This window comes from Dehalococcoidia bacterium (assembly GCA_041649635.1).
In the GTDB taxonomy this organism is placed as follows: Bacteria; Chloroflexota; Dehalococcoidia; order E44-bin15; family E44-bin15; genus JAYEHL01.
On record JBAZMV010000006.1, the window covers coordinates 1 to 17798 of the forward strand.

The 17798-nt window shown below is 49.0% G+C and carries 16 protein-coding genes; 9 read left to right on the plus strand and 7 right to left on the minus strand.

The genetic code is table 11. The annotated features are described in order from the left end of the window. Positions 1-251: 251 nt before the first annotated feature. From WC562_08635 to WC562_08645, 3 genes are read left to right on the plus strand one after another with little or no spacing between them, the layout of a single operon-like run. A complete protein-coding gene (locus WC562_08635) occupies positions 252-1487 on the plus strand; it encodes an ammonium transporter (GenBank protein ID MFA5056212.1) in 1236 nt (411 codons plus the stop codon). Then, positions 1484-1822, plus strand: a complete 339-nt coding sequence (locus WC562_08640) for a P-II family nitrogen regulator (protein ID MFA5056213.1) — start codon at positions 1484-1486, stop codon at positions 1820-1822. The genes WC562_08635 and WC562_08640 overlap by 4 nt, the downstream gene beginning before the upstream one ends. Positions 1823-1849: 27 nt before the next feature. After that, entirely contained in the window at positions 1850-3193 is a 1344-nt protein-coding gene (locus tag WC562_08645; GenBank protein MFA5056214.1) for a glutamine synthetase beta-grasp domain-containing protein, read from the plus strand. A 192-nt stretch (positions 3194-3385) separates the two neighbouring features. Here WC562_08645 and WC562_08650 read toward each other — a convergent pair whose 3' ends face one another. The 3 genes from WC562_08650 to WC562_08660 all read right to left on the minus strand — a co-directional run bounded on the left by WC562_08650 (position 3386) and on the right by WC562_08660 (position 7799). Then, entirely contained in the window at positions 3386-5728 is a 2343-nt protein-coding gene (locus tag WC562_08650; protein MFA5056215.1) for a PAS domain S-box protein, read from the minus strand. Positions 5729-5887: 159 nt separating this feature from the next. Continuing rightward, positions 5888-6073: a hypothetical protein gene (locus WC562_08655; GenBank protein ID MFA5056216.1), complete on the minus strand. Its 186-nt coding sequence runs from the start codon at positions 6071-6073 to the stop codon at positions 5888-5890. 394 nt (positions 6074-6467) lie between these two features. After that, positions 6468-7799, minus strand: a complete 1332-nt coding sequence (locus WC562_08660) for a hypothetical protein (protein ID MFA5056217.1) — start codon at positions 7797-7799, stop codon at positions 6468-6470. Between the two features lie 14 nt (positions 7800-7813). Between WC562_08660 and WC562_08665 the strand changes: the two genes are divergently transcribed. From WC562_08665 to WC562_08675, 3 genes are all read left to right on the plus strand, one after another. Further along, positions 7814-8086, plus strand: coding sequence for a hypothetical protein (locus tag WC562_08665; GenBank protein ID MFA5056218.1), 273 nt, complete (start codon positions 7814-7816; stop codon positions 8084-8086). Between the two features lie 361 nt (positions 8087-8447). Further along, positions 8448-8948 carry a tetratricopeptide repeat protein gene (locus tag WC562_08670; GenBank protein MFA5056219.1) on the plus strand — a complete coding sequence of 167 codons (501 nt, stop codon included), beginning with the start codon at positions 8448-8450 and terminating at the stop codon, positions 8946-8948. Positions 8949-9113: 165 nt separating this feature from the next. Further along, on the plus strand, positions 9114-9872 hold the full coding sequence (locus tag WC562_08675; GenBank protein MFA5056220.1) for a hypothetical protein: 759 nt from the start codon (positions 9114-9116) through the stop codon (positions 9870-9872). Here WC562_08675 and WC562_08680 read toward each other — a convergent pair. Beyond that, positions 9869-10312 carry a DUF488 domain-containing protein gene (locus WC562_08680; GenBank protein ID MFA5056221.1) on the minus strand — a complete coding sequence of 148 codons (444 nt, stop codon included), beginning with the start codon at positions 10310-10312 and terminating at the stop codon, positions 9869-9871. The two genes, WC562_08675 and WC562_08680, sit on opposite strands and share 4 nt — an antisense overlap. Before the next feature lie 390 nt (positions 10313-10702). After that, on the minus strand, positions 10703-10972 hold the full coding sequence (locus tag WC562_08685) for a hypothetical protein (protein MFA5056222.1): 270 nt from the start codon (positions 10970-10972) through the stop codon (positions 10703-10705). A 219-nt stretch (positions 10973-11191) separates the two neighbouring features. On the opposite strand from WC562_08685, the gene WC562_08690 reads away from it, so the two are divergent. Continuing rightward, on the plus strand, positions 11192-11332 hold the full coding sequence (locus tag WC562_08690; protein ID MFA5056223.1) for a hypothetical protein: 141 nt from the start codon (positions 11192-11194) through the stop codon (positions 11330-11332). A gap of 151 nt (positions 11333-11483) precedes the next feature. Here WC562_08690 and WC562_08695 read toward each other — a convergent pair whose 3' ends face one another. Then, complete coding sequence (locus WC562_08695) at positions 11484-13805, minus strand: hypothetical protein (protein MFA5056224.1); 2322 nt, start codon at positions 13803-13805, stop codon at positions 11484-11486. After that, positions 13802-14521 (minus strand): hypothetical protein, encoded by a 720-nt coding sequence (locus WC562_08700; GenBank protein MFA5056225.1) that lies wholly within the window; start codon positions 14519-14521, stop codon positions 13802-13804. Before WC562_08700 ends, WC562_08695 begins: the two co-directional genes overlap by 4 nt. Positions 14522-14874: 353 nt before the next feature. Here WC562_08700 and WC562_08705 point away from each other — a divergent pair, with 353 nt between their 5' ends. Together WC562_08705 and WC562_08710 are read left to right on the plus strand one after the other, a co-directional pair. Further along, complete coding sequence (locus tag WC562_08705; protein ID MFA5056226.1) at positions 14875-15219, plus strand: hypothetical protein; 345 nt, start codon at positions 14875-14877, stop codon at positions 15217-15219. A 236-nt stretch (positions 15220-15455) separates the two neighbouring features. Then, a complete protein-coding gene (locus WC562_08710; protein MFA5056227.1) occupies positions 15456-17588 on the plus strand; it encodes a zinc-ribbon domain-containing protein in 2133 nt (710 codons plus the stop codon). The last annotated feature ends 210 nt before the right edge of the window (positions 17589-17798 follow it).

Here is a 17798-nt window from a genome sequence, read left to right on the forward strand (position 1 = left end):
CCTGATCATGACGGACATCGTGTAGGGGCACGGCACGACGTGCCCGTTAAGTTCCCCCTCTTTTTAGAAGAGGGGGTAAGGGGGAGTTACATCTTAATTATCTTCCCTCTCCCTCCGCAGGGAGAGGGCCAGGGTGAGGGTTCCCAAAAACCGTAACACGACCGTAACATTCGCGTAATTCCCGCGAAACAATCGCTAAGTAACATTGTCTTGTAACCAACGACACCGACTTGTGAAAGAGATTATAAGAAATGATAAACGCGGGTGACACGGCATGGATCCTCATATCGACGGCGCTGGTCATGCTCATGACGCCGGGCCTGGCGCTGTTCTACGGCGGCATGGTTCGCCGCAAGAACGTGCTCTCCACCAAGATGATGAGCTTCGCCCTGCTGGGCTTGATTGGCATATTGTGGGTGATCTACGGCTACAGCCTGAGCTTCGGGCCGGACGCGGGAGGCGTGATCGGCGGCCTCAGCTGGGCCGGGCTTAGAAATGTGGGTCAGGAGCCGTCGGCGACGTATGCAACGACCGTGCCGCACCTGGCCTTCATGGCCTTCCAATGCATGTTCGCCATCATCACCGTGGGGCTGTGGACCGGGAGCGTGGTCGAGCGCATCAAGTTCAGCTCGTTCCTGGTGCTGGCCGCGCTGTGGTTCACGATAGTTTATTGTCCCGTGACGCACTGGGTCTGGGGCAGCGGCGGCTGGCTGGCAAAACTTGGAGCTTTAGATTTCGCCGGGGGCATTGTAGTGCACGTGAACGCCGGCATGTCTGCGCTGGCGCTGGCGCTGGTCCTCGGCGCGCGCAGGGGATATAAGGACGGCGAGCCCATGGAGCCGCACAACATACCGATGGTGATGCTGGGCGCGGGCCTCCTCTGGTTCGGCTGGTTCGGCTTCAACGCGGGCAGCGCCCTCACTTCAGGCGGTCTGGCGTCAAGCGCCTTCGTGGCTACAAATATCGCGGGTGCAGCCGGCGCGGTCACATGGCTGGCGCTGGGCTGGCTGCACCGCCGGCCATCGGCGCTCGGCGCAGCCACCGGCGCCGTGGCCGGCCTCGCGGCCGTGACCCCGGCCGCCGGATACATCGATCCGATATACGGACTGCCCATAGGCATCGTCTCGTCGCTAATAGGCTACTACTGCATACTTCTGCGGACGAAGAGGATGAAGCTGGACGAGTCGCTGGACGTGTGGGCCGTGCACGGCATGGGCGGCCTCTGGGGCACGCTGGCGGTGGGGATATTCGCCAGCCTGTCCATCAACCCGGCCGGCGCCGACGGCCTGGTGGCGGGCAGCGGCGCGCTGCTGCTGAAACAAATGGCGGGGATAGCATCCGTGGGGCTGTACGCCTTCGCGATCACCTGGGTGCTTACCAAACTGGTGGACGTCACAATCGGCCTCAGGGTCAAGGAGCACGAGGAGACCGTGGGGCTCGATATATCGCAACACGGGGAGAGGGCTTACGGAGGCATATCGCTATGAAAAAGATAGAGGCAATATTCCGGCCGGAGAAGCTGGAGCCGGTGCGCAAGGCACTGACGGAGGTGGGGATATTCGGCATGACCGTTTCCGAGGTCAGCGGCCGCGGCAAGCAGAAGGGCATAACGCTGCAATGGCGCGCCGGGGAGTACTGCGTGGAGCTGCTGCCCAAGGTCAAGATAGAGATGGTGGTGCTGGACGAGGATGTGGGCGCGGCGGTGAATACGATAATCAGCAAGGCCCGCACCGGGGAGCGCGGCGACGGCAAGATATTCGTGATGCCGATAGAGAACGTGATACGCATCAGGACCGGGGATTCCGGAATGAATGCAATATAGATGGATAAAAAAGGAGGAGGTTTACAAATGGCTGCAAAGAGTAGAAAGGAAAGCAACGAGTACGTCCTGAAGATGGTCAAGGAGCACGACGTCAAGTTCATCAGGCTCTGGTTCACCGACATCCTGGGTATGCTGAAGGGCTTCGCCATCACGGTCGGCGAGCTGGAGAAGGCGCTGGATCAGGGGATGGGCTTCGACGGCTCGTCGATACAGGGTTTCGCACGCATCGACGAGAGCGACATGATCGCCATGCCGGACCCGGACACCTTCCGGCTTCTGCCCTGGCGTCCGACGGAGCACAACGCCGTGGCGCGCATGTTTTGCGATGTACTCAAACCGACCGGCGAGCCCTTCGAGGGCGATCCGGCGCTCGTTCTGAAGAGGACCCTGAAGAAAGCGGCGGACATGGGCTTCACCTATTATGTAGGGCCGGAGCTGGAGTTCTTCTACTTCAGGGATGACAAGGGCACGGAGCCGCTGGACAAGTGCGGATATTTCGACATGATCCCTCTGGACGCGGCCACCGATCTCAGGCGCGAGACCGTGCTGACCCTGGAGAAGATGGGCATCGAGGTGGAGTATTCGCACCACGAGGTCGCCGACAGCCAGCACGAGATAGATATCAGGTACACCGATGCCATGACCATGGCGCACAATGTTATGACATACCGGCTGGTGGTGAAGCAGATAGCTCTGAATAAAGGCGTTTACGCGACCTTCATGCCCAAGCCCGTTTTCGGAATAAACGGCAGCGGAATGCACGTGCACCAGTCGCTGTTCAAGGACGGCAGGAACGCCTTCTTCGACGCCAGCGACCCGATGTACCTGTCGCAGACGGCCAAGTACTACATCGCCGGACTGCTGAAGCACGCGCCGGAGATCACGGCCGTCACCTCGCAGTGGGTCAACTCCTACAAGCGGCTGGTGCCCGGCTACGAGGCCCCGGTATACATCTCATGGGCGCGGCGCAACCGCTCCGACCTGATCCGGGTGCCGGAATATCAGCCCGGCAGGGAGAACGCGACGAGGATCGAGTACCGCTCGCCCGATCCGGCCTGCAACCCGTACCTGGCATTCAGCGTGATGCTGGCCGCGGGGCTTGAGGGCATCAAGAACAAGTACGAGATACCGGCCCCGGTGGAGGAGAACGTGTACGAGATGAGCGATAAGGAGCGGGAGGAGCGCGGCATCAAGACCCTGCCCGGCAGCCTCTGGGAGGCGGTGGAACTCACACGGAACAGCAAGGTGGTGCGCGAGGCCCTGGGCGAGCATGTGTTCAACGCCTTCCTCGAGAACAAGAAGATAGAGTGGGACAAGTACAGGACCTGGGTCACGGACTACGAGAAGAATAATTACCTGCCTTTGCTGTAAGAGACATCAATGCGTAGGGGCACGGCATGCCGTGCCCCTACTTTCTGCCCCAAAGGACACGGAGCCGTCCAACGCTGAAGCTGGGCTCTAGCTCGATGACCTGCATATATCTATGATGTTGATGATATAATTCAATTACACTTGGAAATACCAAGTATATTTTCACGAACAGATCTGCGCTGGATTTATTAGCTATGAGACGATGTGTACTACACCCCTGCTGCCATTTCCTCTCTTTCCCGGTACGCCCTTCCTGGTGGGTAACACCCGGGCTATCGCTGACGAGATCGAATCACGGCTAAACGGTTTAGCTATAACCCCGTCGACGATCTTCTTCTGTTCTTCATCGAGCTCTATGGACCAGCCTGTGATGAGAAGCACGGGCATGTCCGGTTGTATCTCCTTTATAGCGCGGGTTACATCCCACCCTGATACCTCCGGCATTCCGAGGTCCGTTATAACAAGATCGTAGTTGCCATCCTTAAAGGCCTTTATAGCCTCGGCTCCGCTGGTGAATCCTTTCACCCAGTGACCGAAGTGTTCCAGGTTCAGCCCCAGGGCCTTCAAGACCTCCGGTTCATCATCCACCACCAGTATGTTAGCGGCTTTAGTTTCGGCCGCTTTCACTTTTCTCATATCCTTCTGAGCAGTCTCAACGGCCAGCGGCAGCTTGATGTAGAATGTAGTTCCATGACCTTCCTCGCTGTCAAACTTAATCATGCCCCCATGTCTGGCAATTATGCTGTAAGTTACACTCAATCCCAGTCCGGACCCCTTGGAAGCTTTGGTAGTGAAGAACGACTCGGATATCCTGTTTTTTATCTTATCAGGTATACCTACCCCTGTATCCGTTATCGATATCTGCACCGAATCCTCATCCTGCCAGATTTTTACCGTAAGCTTACCGCCCATAGGCATAGCGTCTAAGGCATTGAACAGAATATTCAGCAGTGCCTCCCTCAATTCGGCGGCATCGCCGGATATCATTCCTACCTTCGCCAGTTCCTGAGCTACTTTTATGGTTATCCTCTTCGTCTGTTCCAGTTCTGTCACCCGGGTCTCCACCATCGTGAGTACATCTTCCACCACCTGATTCACATCCAGCCTTTCGAAGGCTACATCCACACGATTCCGCGCGGACTCTTGAATGCGCTTCACCGTTTTGGCCGCGTCCAGGGCAGCCTGCTCAATGATCCAGATGCCCCTCTTTACCTTGTCATCCTTGACATCATCCATGATCAGCTCCGCGCGCCCCAGTATCACCGCGAGCATATTGTTGAAATCATGCGCTATGCCGCTGGCCATCTCCCCCATAGCCCTGATCTTTTCCGTTTGCACCATGCGCTCATGTGCCTTCTTCAATTCTTCGTACGCGCGCTCCAAATCTAGCTGCGCCTTTCTATGCTCTGTGGTCTCCATGAAGCTGGCTATTGCTGCCCGCCGCCCTTGATACTGGATGGACGCGACACGTTCCATGACCCAGATCTCACGGCCATCCTTCCTCATAACCCTGAATTCATACGGCGAATTGGATATACCTTTAAGGTTCTCCACAGCTCTTGTCCTGACCATGCTCCTGTCATCGGGATGCACATAATTGATCACATCCCGCCCGATAAGCTCTTCGTTAGCATAGCCTATTATCTTTTCAAACGTCGGGTTCACGTACAGGAACTTCTTGTCCTGCAGCAGGTAAACCCCCATGGCAGCTTTGTCCAGCATGGACCGCGACATCTCCTCGCTTTCCCTCAGCGCCTGCTCCGCCCGCTTGCGCTCTGTGATATCTCTGATAACGGTCATGATATTCTGCGGCTTGCCATCTTTATCCCTCATTAATGTGGCTATGACTTCGCCATCAAATTCACTGCCATCCAACTTTATCATCTTGAATTCATGGGGGCCGCCGCTCTCTTTACTGAATATGTTCTGCATTATTTCGATAGCCCTGTTTTTTTCACTGCTGGCAATAAAATCGAAGCCGTTGCGTCCGATGAGTTGTTCTTTGGAGCTAACTCCAAACTGCCTGATTCCGGCATCGTTCTCATCTATGATCTTGCCGCTCATATCGATCACACTTACGCTATCCGGCATTGAAGCGAATATAAGCCGCAGCTTCTCCTCTGAAGCTCTCAGAGCCTCCTCCGCCCGCTTGCGCTCGGTAATATCCCTCATTACTGTAATAATCCTCTGCGGATTGCCATCTTTGTCCCTCATAAGCGTAGCTGTCACTTCCCCATCAAATTCACTGCCATCGTCCCTGCGAATCTTGTATTCATCGGTGCCTCCGCCGTTCTGATTGAATATCTTCGGAAACTCTGCAAAAGCTTTCTCTCTACTGCTACCAGCGATAAAATCGAAACCGTTGCGTCCAATATATTGATCTACGGAGGTCCCTCCAAACATCTTGACTCCGGCATCATTGCAATACAAAAGTTTACCGTCCAGACCGATCACGCTCACATTATCAGGAATTGAGGCGTATATTAGGTGCAACTCCTCCTCAGAATCTCTAAGTGCCTCCTGAGCCTGCTTCAGCGCAGTTTTTCTTCTAGGATTATCTAAATAGGAGCCCTCTCAATACTAGAATCCCTGCGGCAAAGGGAGCCATTATTAATTGTGCGATGACAAAAGGCGCCATAAAAAACAAAGCAAAGACATTCTTACTTTTCATGCTATGCTCCTTTAATAGTTTACTCAGGATTTATTACTTATCAACGCTACTTTGGTTGTCATTGCATGCTTAGGCATAACCATTTTTATAGGGATATCTAACAAGATCCCTCTAAACATCAACACACAGACAGCAATAGGAGCCAGTATCAACTGTGCCATTACAAAGGGTGCCGCTATAAATGCTGCAATGAAACTCTTCGCTTTCATGCTATTTTTCCTCCTTTAATGTACTTAAAGTCTATTACTTATCAGTGCTATTTTATCGTACAGCACCCAACTTTAAGGGATAACATGTTATTACATCTAACATTATCTTGTCAAGTATTATCACCAATATTTTCAAATAAAATTAACCTGCGCTAATAGAACCTTACCGCTCGGTCTGTGTCTCGACGTATACCATGGGGATCTGCGGCTTTAGCTGCAAAATCGGGGCGACCAAAGTAACTTTTGTAGAATATGAAAACCCCCGGGTAACGGGAGTGCGAACGAGTCGAAGGTATCATGCTCTAACTGCCGTATTGCTATTTGAGGCAGAAAAGCCGGTTAACTCTTTCAGAGGCCTAAATTGTCCTGTCTGGAGCTGTCGTGTGTACCCGGTTCATGCCGCATATGCCGTGACTGCGGCTTTTTCCGAAGACAGCCCGCTCAGCACAGCGATCATCTCATCAAGACATCGCTCTATCAGTTTCTTAGAACACGGCCACGAGCCTGCTGAAATCGTTAGCGACCTGTTGTAGCTGCTAAAGCAGAAAATGATATGCGGCGGATAATCTACCGGTGGCAATAGTCTGGCCTCGACCGGCGGTACGTCGAAAGTAACGTCTGTCTGTTCTATAGCTCCCATATTTGTGAAGACAGTTGGAGCATGTCCGGCATTAGTCGAAGTCTCCACTATTAGAACAATTATTTTTGTCATCACATTGTGCGAATGAAATACGGTTAATGGTGCAAACCCTAAGTAATCGTGAAGGCCGATCCAATAAGCCTTCCTCTGCCTCATGAACGATGAGATGCGTCTCAACGTATAGTCAAAGTCATCATTTAGATCGGTGCCCAGGTCGACTATCTCCATCCCGCCCAAATTACATATCCCGCCTACGATGTCCGCCGGCTTGAATCGTCTCAGGTCAACCGTCACGCGCAGTCTGAGCTGCGATTTGTGGTCCCAGTCGGATGCCTTAGTGATTGCGTGAAACAATGCCGCCATCATAATATCGTTAAGCGTTCCATTGCGCTGGCGCCCATATTCGATAATGCATTTCAAGAGGCCCTCGGGAACCGTGCGGTTGATAAACTCCAGTGTCCGATCGTTGTCCGCTGTGACAGGAAGATGTACTGTTCCGAGGGGGATAAATAGCGGAAGCATATACACGCTATAATAATTGTACAAGATGGTTGGGTAGGCGTGCCATGGCACGTGACTTAAAACCTGCCAGATGCTCCTGTCTCCATTTATATTCGGTTCAGGACGGTATTCTGGTTCATACGCCAGCCTGGAGTAGTTAGTTGAAACTATTTTAGCTATCTGTGTAACGGCGCGAGCATCAGCTACCTCATGGGCTACCTTGATCAGTAGACGATTCCTGTCCGTTGTTCGCAGCAGACAGGCCTTGATCTGCGGCCCGGTATATGGGTCTATAGGAGAACGTTTGAACCCTTCATATTCACGAGCATCCTCAGCAACTAAAAGTACATCTCTGCTATCTGCGTCTAGTCTCTCCCAGTGCGGACGCCACCACCGCTTTACAAGACGGCATCCGAGTATCGGTTCGGCATCGAGTGTAAGATCCAAGGCCTTTTTAAGCCTGGCAATGTCCAGACAAGAGTTGAACTCCAGTTCCATCTGGATCATCATTTCCCCGGTACTTCGCACAAAATTTATGAATCGGTCGGTGAACTGCGCACGAAAATGCTTGGGAATCTCCTGCATGAACGGCCTCCAGCTTGCTAAGATCCTATTATTCTGTTAAGCCAGATACGGAGTGCATAAAGGATAACAAAATACTAGCAAATTGGCAACAAAGTCTGAATATATCACGCCCCCTGCCCGGCAGCCTCTGGGAGGCGGTGGAACTCACACGGAACAGCAAGGTGGTGCGCGAGGCCCTGGGCGAGCACGTGTTCAACGCCTTCCTCGAGAACAAGAAGATCGAGTGGGACAAGTACAGGACCTGGGTCACGGACTACGAGAAGAATAATTACCTGCCTTTGCTGTAAAGATGCATAAATGCGAAGGGGCGGCCTTCCGGTCGCCCCTTTTCTATTTCCCCGGAGCGCGGCTGACTGCTCGACGTCCCGTATGCTACTTGCCGTGTGACACCGGCGAATCTTACCTGTTCCCGGCATGCTTTTTAAAAATTCCGGCCGGGGAAGGATTTGATTAACTTTATCGGGTCACTATATTTATATACTTCCAAACAAATAATATACTATTTTAGCTATATTTTTACCCACTATGCTTTTCTATTGACTTCCACATGTGGCACGTCTTATCATTTAAAAAAGATAAAAGGCCTTATCCCTGCTTGATTTGAACCAATTATAACAGCTATTACATAATAAATTATAAGAGTAAATTATGGCAAGTGAATGGTATAGTCTCAATCAGAAATACATTTCTCTCTATCAAAAAGGGCAATACGGCGACGCTTTGACTGTGGCGGAGAAAGCGCTTCAAGTCGCTCAGCAAACAAAAGGGCCGAATCATCCCAGTGTAGCCATGAGCCTGAACAACCTCGCGGCGCTTTACTATACCCTGGGCCAGTACGCGCAGGCCGAGCCGCTTCACAAGCGCTCGCTGGAGATCTACGAAAAAACTTACGGCCCGGATCATTTTACTGTGGCCACGAGCCTGAACAACCTCGCGGCGCTTTACTATACCCTGGGCCAGTACGCGCAGGCCGAGCCGCTTCACAAACGCTCGCTGGAGATCTACGAGAAAGCCTATGGCCTGAATCATCCCAATGTGGCCGTGAGCCTGAACAACCTCGCCGGGGTCTATAGAAAGATGTCGCGGGAGGAAGAAGCGAAGGCGCTGGAGCAACGGGCGGCGCGCATCAGCGCGAACGGGATACATTGATTCTCTGAAGCGAAGGCAACAATATGTACACCTCCGTCTTTATATCAGCTTTACACATCATAGACCCTTGTATATAATTATACAAACCCTCTTGGCTATCAGTGATATGAGAGACGTAAGATAGTGACACGCGCATCGTTTGTACGAGAAGATATCCTTATTCTTGTGAAAACCTATCCTAACCCCAGCAGGAAATACATCGAGTCCAGCTGCACTGCGGGCGTCACTCGGAGCGGTGAATGGCTGCGACTTCATCCCCTGCCATTCCGCTTTCTGGTATCCGAAAAGAAATTTAAAAAGTACCAGTGGATAAGAACCCGTATCAAGAAATCGAGCGATCCCAGGCCGGAAAGCCACAACATTGATATCGATTCCATCGAAGTATTAGACGCAATGCTATCCACCGAACACGACTGGGCGCAAAGGCGGGCCTTCCTGGAACCTCTTAGGAAACGTTCCTTAGAGAAAATATGCGACGAGCAAGAAAGAACCAATATTTCACTGGGATTCTTTCGTCCTAAACGAATAGAATCATTGATTATTGAGCCGACAAAAGAGTCCTGGACCGGCGCGCAGATAGCCGCTTTGCAGCAACAGCGCTTTTTCGATAGCGATAAGCCTCCCGTTCTTGAAAAGATACCGTTTGACTTCAAATACAGATATTGGTGCGATGACCCCAAATGCAAGGGGCACACGCAAAGCGTGGTAGACTGGGAGATATGTCAGTCATATCGCAGGTGGCGCAAGGAATATGGCAACAGGTGGGAAGAAAAGCTGCGCCAAAAATATGAAGACGCTATGCGGCATCGGAACGACACTCACTTTATTGTGGGAACTATGCGCGACCATCCCAAATCATGGATCATCATAGGGCTTTTCTATCCGCCGCTGTCGGAAGAAGGGCGGCAAGAGGTATTGCTCTAGAGATTATTGACCTGCAAACCGTTGCCGGAGTGTTCTTTAACGGCCTTGGCCACGATGCTGCGATGGCAAAGCCCGCTGTCCCGCTCGAAACACAGGAGGCATGTCTTTTCCGCGTAAACCCGTGAGGTTAATTCATCAATCTCTTCCTGCCTGGTTTGCAGGAACGACTCGAATTCCCGGGCGAAAGCAGTCCAGTTACCCGTACGCCGATATTCATTCCGCAGCTCGCGGGGACTGCCCAGATGACGAACCGAGACATAGTTTATTCCAGCGTGCTCAAGAGCACTTGAAAGACGGCTCTTGGAGAATACGGGGATCCTGCTGTGCGGCAACTCACGGACATCAACTACGGTTTGGACGTTGTTGGAGAGCAATACTTCAAGCAGATTGTCCAAGGAGCGCCCTTGATAACCTATTGTATAGAAGTCTGTTGAGGACATGACTTTTTCCTTTTGCTGCCCGTATCCCGCCGCGGTTATGAAATTGTATCACTGATTCCGTCCCCCGGCAATTCCGGTGCGTAAAATAACCCCCGGGCGGGCGCGTGTTCAACGCCTTCCCCGCAGGACGCGGAGCCGTCCAACGCTGAGGCCGGGCTATGATTCGATGACCTGTATATGACTATGGTATTGCTACCCGATTCAATTCCCCCTGGGGGCAAATCAAGGAGCATATCAACTCTTCAAGCATGGTGAAACCGGCTCAGCTATCATAGCTAACAAAGCTGGCTGTGCGGCTGGCTATGTAAACGCTGTGAAGAATCTTGCTCCCTGCGGGATTGTCAGCGGTGGAGCAGGGGTCGTTGGAGGTACCCGTGACGACCAGGCGGATCAAGCCTTTGGCTCGTCTGGTTTTGGAGCTGCAGCCTTCTTCTTTTCTTCACCACGGTAGCTGAAATAGAAATAGGGGAAGAGTAAGATGAACGAGAGAAGCCCCAGGCTCATCCCCATGCTCAGCGACTTAAGGCCCTCTTTCGGGGTTATGATGACGTCCATCGGTACCTGTCCCAAAGCCAGTTGCTTCAAGACCAGCTTATTGCCATCGCGCTTTATGCCCTGGAACACTGATGCGACTGAGCCATCCGGGCTGTAGACTGTCATACCCATTCTGGTTGCCCCCTTTCAGTTCCGAGATTTCCCATATCAACTTGTAGTGAGCTGACCTCTTACCTCTTTTATATTCATGGTGAATGATATGCCCTGCACATCCTATTGTCAAACCGCAAAAACAGCCGCCCAAATATGAGAAAATAGCGGTATGCCTAACCGGCAGATTAGAGAGCTGCATTTACCCGTTCAACGCTTGATCGTTCCCGGATCATGCCTGTTCCGGGCGGGCGCGTGTTCAATGCCTTCCTTGAGAACAAGATGCGAAGTGTGGACGGCATCACAGCCTATCCGTCCGCGCCTTTCAACCTGATGACGGGAGCCGCAGTGGTGCTGATGGTTGCTGTTATCTAGCTGGCGGTGAAATGGCCGAAGCGGCAGGCATAGAATGCAGGCGCATACGGAGCCACCCAAGGCTGCATATAAGACGGCTCTTTTTATACGGGTTTAGGTTAAGAGAACAGACAGAGCCTTGTTCACTCCCATGAATAGATAGTTTGAGAGATCAGCACCAGTGTGACCAATATGCAGTAACGATTTGTTCGAGTTCTTTTGATGCTCTTTGATCTTCCTTATCTAGAGAAGCAATCATGCCCATCAGTTGAGGGATAACCTCTTTACCAAGCCGTGAAGCGAATTGAAACATACCATCTACCATACGTTCTCGTCCCATCACAGCTTCATTAACTATCATCCTATAGCGATGGGTAAGGGAATCTATTTTTGTTTTATAAATGTCTTGCTGCCTATTATTGATTTCAATGATTATTCTACATATAGCTGTTGAGTTAATAATCTTGGCCGCCATCCATTGGAGTAAAGCTTGGCTAACCGAAAGAGGCCAATCAGCACGCATGTCAATTGCAACATCTAAGCATGCTGGTATGAAGCAATTATCCTTAAATGGCGCCGTTACTGTTTCTCCTCCCGTTGGTACTCTCATTGCACAAAGACTCAAGTATGCAACATCGAAAATGAAACTTCGCAAAACAATGAGGCCTTTAGGCATCATTTGGACATAGAGTCTGTTAGGTTCGCGGTGCACCGGGAAGTCACTAGGTTTAAGGCTCAGAAATTCAAATTCTTGGAAGTCCATGATTAAATCCAATGTTTGGCTTCTAGGGTAACCAAACAATTTATACATAATATCTGATGCTTCCTTTGCCACCAAGGGCTCAAAGGCGAGCCCTCTATCTTGAAAAAGCCTATCTGAGGCGCCCAAAATTTGGAGAAGACGTATCCCCCACAAGATACCGCTAGTATGTGGAAATTCAGCAGCCTGACTATGGCATAGATCACGATCTAGATAAGGAAAATGAAATATAGAAGGTAATAAATGGTTGTCAAATGCTGAATTATCTACGCATTCTCTACGCCAATTACCTTTGTCAGTAAGGCCATAACGATACACTTTCGGAGGGAAGCGTTGTCCTGCAAGAGCTAAACACTCTGGGATATAGTAACGCGTCAATTTAGCTTTCTCAAGATAATGATAATAGATTAGTTGAAGTGCTTGAGTCTGTGCTCGGCGGTTGTCTCCAAGTGTGTATAGCAAGACTTCGGTGAAATCGTTCTTTTGTTCGGAATTCAACGCGCGTACAAATTCGTCTATGTGGTTAGGCCAATCCTCCGTAGTCCAACCTTCTTGAGCTGCAATTACCGGAACCATTTCGCGGAGGAAAGACAAGCGCCGATCTACTAATGCGTTTAGATTAACGGGGTGTATCCTAAGTCTCTGGGTTTCTCCAGAAACGAAAGGATTAGCGTGCCTAGCTATGTTCGGGAGAGTATTAAGAGTATCGGTACGTGTGACAGAGACCATCATCATACCTTGGCTACCAGTACTCGTCGTTAGATTAACAGCCGCATCAAATAATCTCTCGAAACGTCGAGTTTCAGCAACACTTGCTTCTAATTTATCAAGTCCATCAAGTACGCATATTACTGAATAACCTTTCTGAAAAATGAACCTCATCACAATTTCACCTAGATGCCGTGGTACCAAATCTGGGCTTATTGAAGGATCAGAACCAAGCTTGCAAAATGCATTTTTCATAGAGGACACTTGGTCAGTCCATCTGTTCGCTGTGTCTGTATCTGGTGCCTCTTCCTTCACGGCTTCGTATAGTGTTTCCACAACTCGTAACGGGTATTTTTTAGAAGGCTTAGCATATTCTGAAATAGGATCATAATAGCGCATAACGATTTTTGTGGCTTGGGCAAGTATTCGATGACGAAGATCAAACTTGAAGTCCGTTGCAATATCTCCGCCAAATCTCTCCACTAAGTTTATTCTCACCCAAAGTATATGCTCCTGATCGAAATAATCACTATATTTTGCGAGTATGTGATTTAGTAAGAAAGTCTTACCTGCACCTTTGGGGCCAAATAGAATCAAATGAAAGTTTTTTGCAGAAGCGTTTGCTCGATCAGTACGGTCTACTTCGTTAGTATGTAGCAACATCCTTCTAGCGTTTCTAGCACGTTCCACCAGGTCTTCCACAAATGAGCGTATTCGTTCATGACTTGTATTAATATATCTATCGTCAAACGCTGTTAATTCTTGCTCACACTCATCCAAGCATACGTAGCATTCTTTGAGTGCTTGTGTATTATATGGTCTATGCGGGTTCACAGTAATATGTCCTAGCCTCCGGCCTATATAGTCTGCTCTAGTAGTGCCATTATGAGATTTATAGAGTCTGCTATCTTCTATTGTTTTTAACTTCTCGATCGCATCTTTCCAGCCGGTATCATACATTTGACAATGATGAGTTTTCTTGAACGGCGTTTTAATCATATCTTCGATCAATGACCTATCAATCATTCTTTTATATCCTCTCTTGAAAGGTCTCTTTCAATAAAGTGATATGCTTCTGACCATGCCACTGCAACTTCTGGTGGTCCCCAAGTGCCGTGATAAAGGTACTTATCGTGTACCATGCGCAGAAAATTGTCCCGAGGACTAGGGTAGAAAAGAGCACCCATCATGCAACCGTCTCTAACAGTATTTTTCTTCTTTAACTTAATTTCTTGGAATCGGGGAAACGCAGGAGACAAATATTCCTTCACGCAATCATGGGTTTGTTTTTCTGGATCAGGCATACACTCCCGTGCTCCCATTAGAACTAAAGGAGCTGGTGCTACACTTTCATACAATAATGCTCTTTCCTGTGGCTTGCCCGTTATGGAGTTCTCATTGTAAATAACTTTACCATATGCAATACCACCTCGTAATGGAACTTCACAGTCAGAGAAGATAGCCATGACTTCTCTAATCTCACCTATGCACTGCTGCATAACATCTACTCGGCTATCCTCATCTTGTGGATTACATGGATAAAGAAGCAGTAGACTGTCTTGAAGTCTAAGGTAGACTCTTGGTATAGTCTCCCGTTCAGTAAGATGCTTCTGTGCCTCACTATGGCTATGATTTAATATTTCGTTTAGTTGAGGGAGTCCTTTCTCAATTTCTAGGCCTTTGAAACCGAATACATCCAAAAAAGCTGTCCAACCAACGTAGTTTCCATATTTCACTGTCATGCTATCTCGCCTTGCTGGCTCTTACAATTGTTACATGTTATCAGAGACTATAATACGGGAACGCTCACGGTATTACTAACAGTGAGCATGTAACCTGAGCCCAGAAATAGTTCTACTCATAGAGTTGATGTCACAAGCATTGTAGCTTCAGGCGCTGATAGCTTATAACCCAACTAGCTATATGAGCATACCCGATTATACACCATCCTATACTATGCATCAATTGCATACATATCACTCTGAATTCGAACCATACTAAACCTAGAAGATAAGAATTTCCAAAGTCAAGTCTTTTATATACCTATATTTATGCACAACAGTTATGTACAATAGTTTATAGTGCTGAATTCTATTTGATTGAAAGAAACAAGGGCGTGTTAAACGCCACCGAGGTCTCCGTGCTCAGCAATACGGAACTTGCTGCCGTGCTGGCGATGCTGATGGTCTTTGCCTTACTCACGCTGCTGCTGGGCAGAAAAAATAACCGCCCCATGAATATCATCGCGGGGACGGTGTTCGGCATAGGCGAGCTCGCCATGTTTGTGGACGGCATTGTTGGCTATCCGTCCGCGCCTTTAAACCCGATGACGGGAGCTGCTGTGGCGCTCATGGTTGCCGTTATCCGGCTGGTGGTGAAAATGGCCGAAGCGGCAGGGATAAATGCGGAAGGACACGGAGCCGTCCAAGGCTGCATATAAGACGGCTCTTTTTATACGGGTTCAGGTTAAGAAAACAGGCAGAGCCTTGTTCACTCCCTCTCAATCCTATCAAAGGATATATTACACACCTGATTGTTATGGGAGTATTACGCGCGAGGCGGTAAGGACGGAGAAGGCGGAAAATGTTATTGAAAAATTGCCTCTATGCTCCGAAAAAATCAATTTGCACGCTTATACTCGCTTTATGCTAGAATCAGACCATGATTAGGATCACCATGGATAAAGCTAATCCTAAACTCGCTAAGCAGTGGCATCCCAATAAGAATGGTAATTTGAAAGCGAGCGATGTATCGTCGCGTTCCAATAAAAAGGTTTGGTGGATTTGCAGCAAAGGCCATGAATGGCAAGCTGTGGTCTACTCGCGAACTTCATTAGGTTCTGGGTGCCCATATTGTTCCGGTAAATTCGCATGTAAGGACAATTGTTTATCAACTATCAACCCAAGTCTTGCTGAAGAGTGGCACCCGATAAAAAATGGTGATCTGACGCCTAATATGGTAACCACAGGAAGTAATAGAAAAGCATGGTGGATATGTAAGAAAGGTCACGAGTGGCAGGCTCCGGTTGTTGATAGGACAGCTGGCAGTGGTTGCCCTTACTGTTCTGGAAAGGCTGCGTGCAAAGACAACTGCCTTGCTACTCTTAACCCCGAACTTGCTAAGGAATGGCATCCAACAAAGAACGGTGACATCACACCTGAAAAGGTGACAATACATAGCGGGAGAAAAGTGTGGTGGATATGCAAGAAAGGCCATGAATGGCAAGCTACAGCAAATACCAGGAGCAAGGATCACGGATGCCCATATTGCGCTGGACAAGCTGTATGCAAGGACAATAGTCTGGCTACTATTAATCCCAAGCTAGCAAAGGAGTGGCATCCGTTAAAAAATGGCGACCTGACGCCTGATATGGTTACTGCTAGAGCTAACAAGAAAGTCTGGTGGATATGCAAGAAAGGCCATGAATGGCAGGCTGTAATATACAACAGGGAAAATGGCTCTGGTTGCCCGTTCTGCTATTCACAAATCTCAGAAATGGAACTAAGAATATACTGCGAATTAAAATATCTATTCCCATCTACGACATCTAAAGAGAAGAAAAAAACCTTAGGTAAAGAATGTGCTATATACATTGATGAGATACAAACCGGCATCGAAGTCGATGGTTCATATTGGCATCGTAATAAATATCTGCAAGATAGGGAAAAGGCGGCTGCAATTAGAAACAGTGGTATTACTCTGATTAATGTCAGAGGGGTAGGCTTAAAAAGAATAGATTGTACCGACATATTTCATACTTTAAAAGAGCATCACTTAACTGTGATTAAGAAAATACTTAGATTGCTGACTGAGCAGTGTAACCTGAATGAGGATAGGAAAAAGGCCGTTACTGAATATCTTCAGAGACAGACTTTTATCAATGATTCGGAATATCGAAGGCTTTGGGATATGTTGCCTTCACCTCTCCCCGGTCTTAGTCTATTAGAGCTCATCCCTAACATCTCTAGAGAGTGGCACCCAAAAAAGAATGGCAGCCTGACACCGCAAGACGTCACTACGAAGAGTCATAAGAAGGTATGGTGGCTATGCAGCAAAGGCCATGAATGGCAGGCTCCGGTTGCTAATAGGGCATCCGGCCATGGTTGCCCATTTTGCATCGGACAAGCAGTATGCGTTGACAATTGCCTAGCAACTTTGAACCCAGACCTTGCTAAAGAATGGCATCCGACAAAAAACGGTAGCTTGACACCGTATAATGTGACTATTATGAATAATAGCAAGGTCTGGTGGATATGCGAGAAAGGTCATGAATGGCAGACTCAGACAGCGGTCAGGAGCAGAGGTAGTGGTTGCCCATATTGTGCAATAAGAGTTGCAAATAAAAACAACTACTTGGCCACTCTGAATCCCTCTCTTGCCCAAGAATGGCATCCAACAAAGAACGGTGACATCACACCTGAAAAAGTGACAATACATAGCGGGAGAAAAGTATGGTGGATATGCAATAAAGGCCATGAATGGCAAGCTGTGATCGATCAGAGGAATAAGGGCTCTGGTTGCCCTTACTGTTCTGGAAAGGCTGCGTGCAAAGACAACTGCCTTGCTACTCTTAACCCCGAACTTGCTAAGGAATGGCATCCAACAAAGAACGGTGACATCACACCTGAAAAGGTGACAATACATAGCGGGAGAAAAGTGTGGTGGATATGCAATAAAGGCCATGAATGGCAAGCTATGATTACTCATAGAAACAGGGGCTCTGGTTGCCCTTATTGTTACGGCAGACCGCCAAAACAAGGGCTACATCGGGTAGCAAGGCGTAGCTTACTATACAATCAACATAATTGACCTCTATTTCATTCGATTTGGCATATTTCCTTGATAGATCACACACCTTTTCACACAATATAGGTATATTTACAGTTAAACAGGGCTGCAGATGTGTATGCAAAGCCAAGTAAAAAAACTTTAGTGGAATAATATAGCTCTTCAGCTTCAACAAAAAGGGCGAGGTTGACCCCGCCCTTTAACATTCAGCTAGTATCAGATTACTTTTTC

Bases quoted from the DNA above. Each gene is read 5' to 3' on its own strand.
- WC562_08635 (MFA5056212.1), top strand. From the start codon at position 252: ATGATAAACGCGGGTGACACGGCATGGATCCTCATATCGACGGCGCTG.
- WC562_08640 (MFA5056213.1), top strand. From the start codon at position 1,484: ATGAAAAAGATAGAGGCAATATTCCGGCCGGAGAAGCTGGAGCCGGTG.
- WC562_08645 (MFA5056214.1), top strand. From the start codon at position 1,850: ATGGCTGCAAAGAGTAGAAAGGAAAGCAACGAGTACGTCCTGAAGATG.
- WC562_08655 (MFA5056216.1), bottom strand. From the start codon at position 6,073: ATGAAAGCGAAGAGTTTCATTGCAGCATTTATAGCGGCACCCTTTGTA.
- WC562_08660 (MFA5056217.1), bottom strand. From the start codon at position 7,799: ATGCAGGAGATTCCCAAGCATTTTCGTGCGCAGTTCACCGACCGATTC.
- WC562_08670 (MFA5056219.1), top strand. From the start codon at position 8,448: ATGGCAAGTGAATGGTATAGTCTCAATCAGAAATACATTTCTCTCTAT.
- WC562_08680 (MFA5056221.1), bottom strand. From the start codon at position 10,312: ATGTCCTCAACAGACTTCTATACAATAGGTTATCAAGGGCGCTCCTTG.
- WC562_08685 (MFA5056222.1), bottom strand. From the start codon at position 10,972: ATGACAGTCTACAGCCCGGATGGCTCAGTCGCATCAGTGTTCCAGGGC.
- WC562_08690 (MFA5056223.1), top strand. From the start codon at position 11,192: ATGCCTGTTCCGGGCGGGCGCGTGTTCAATGCCTTCCTTGAGAACAAG.
- WC562_08695 (MFA5056224.1), bottom strand. From the start codon at position 13,805: ATGATTGATAGGTCATTGATCGAAGATATGATTAAAACGCCGTTCAAG.
- WC562_08700 (MFA5056225.1), bottom strand. From the start codon at position 14,521: ATGACAGTGAAATATGGAAACTACGTTGGTTGGACAGCTTTTTTGGAT.
- WC562_08710 (MFA5056227.1), top strand. From the start codon at position 15,456: ATGGATAAAGCTAATCCTAAACTCGCTAAGCAGTGGCATCCCAATAAG.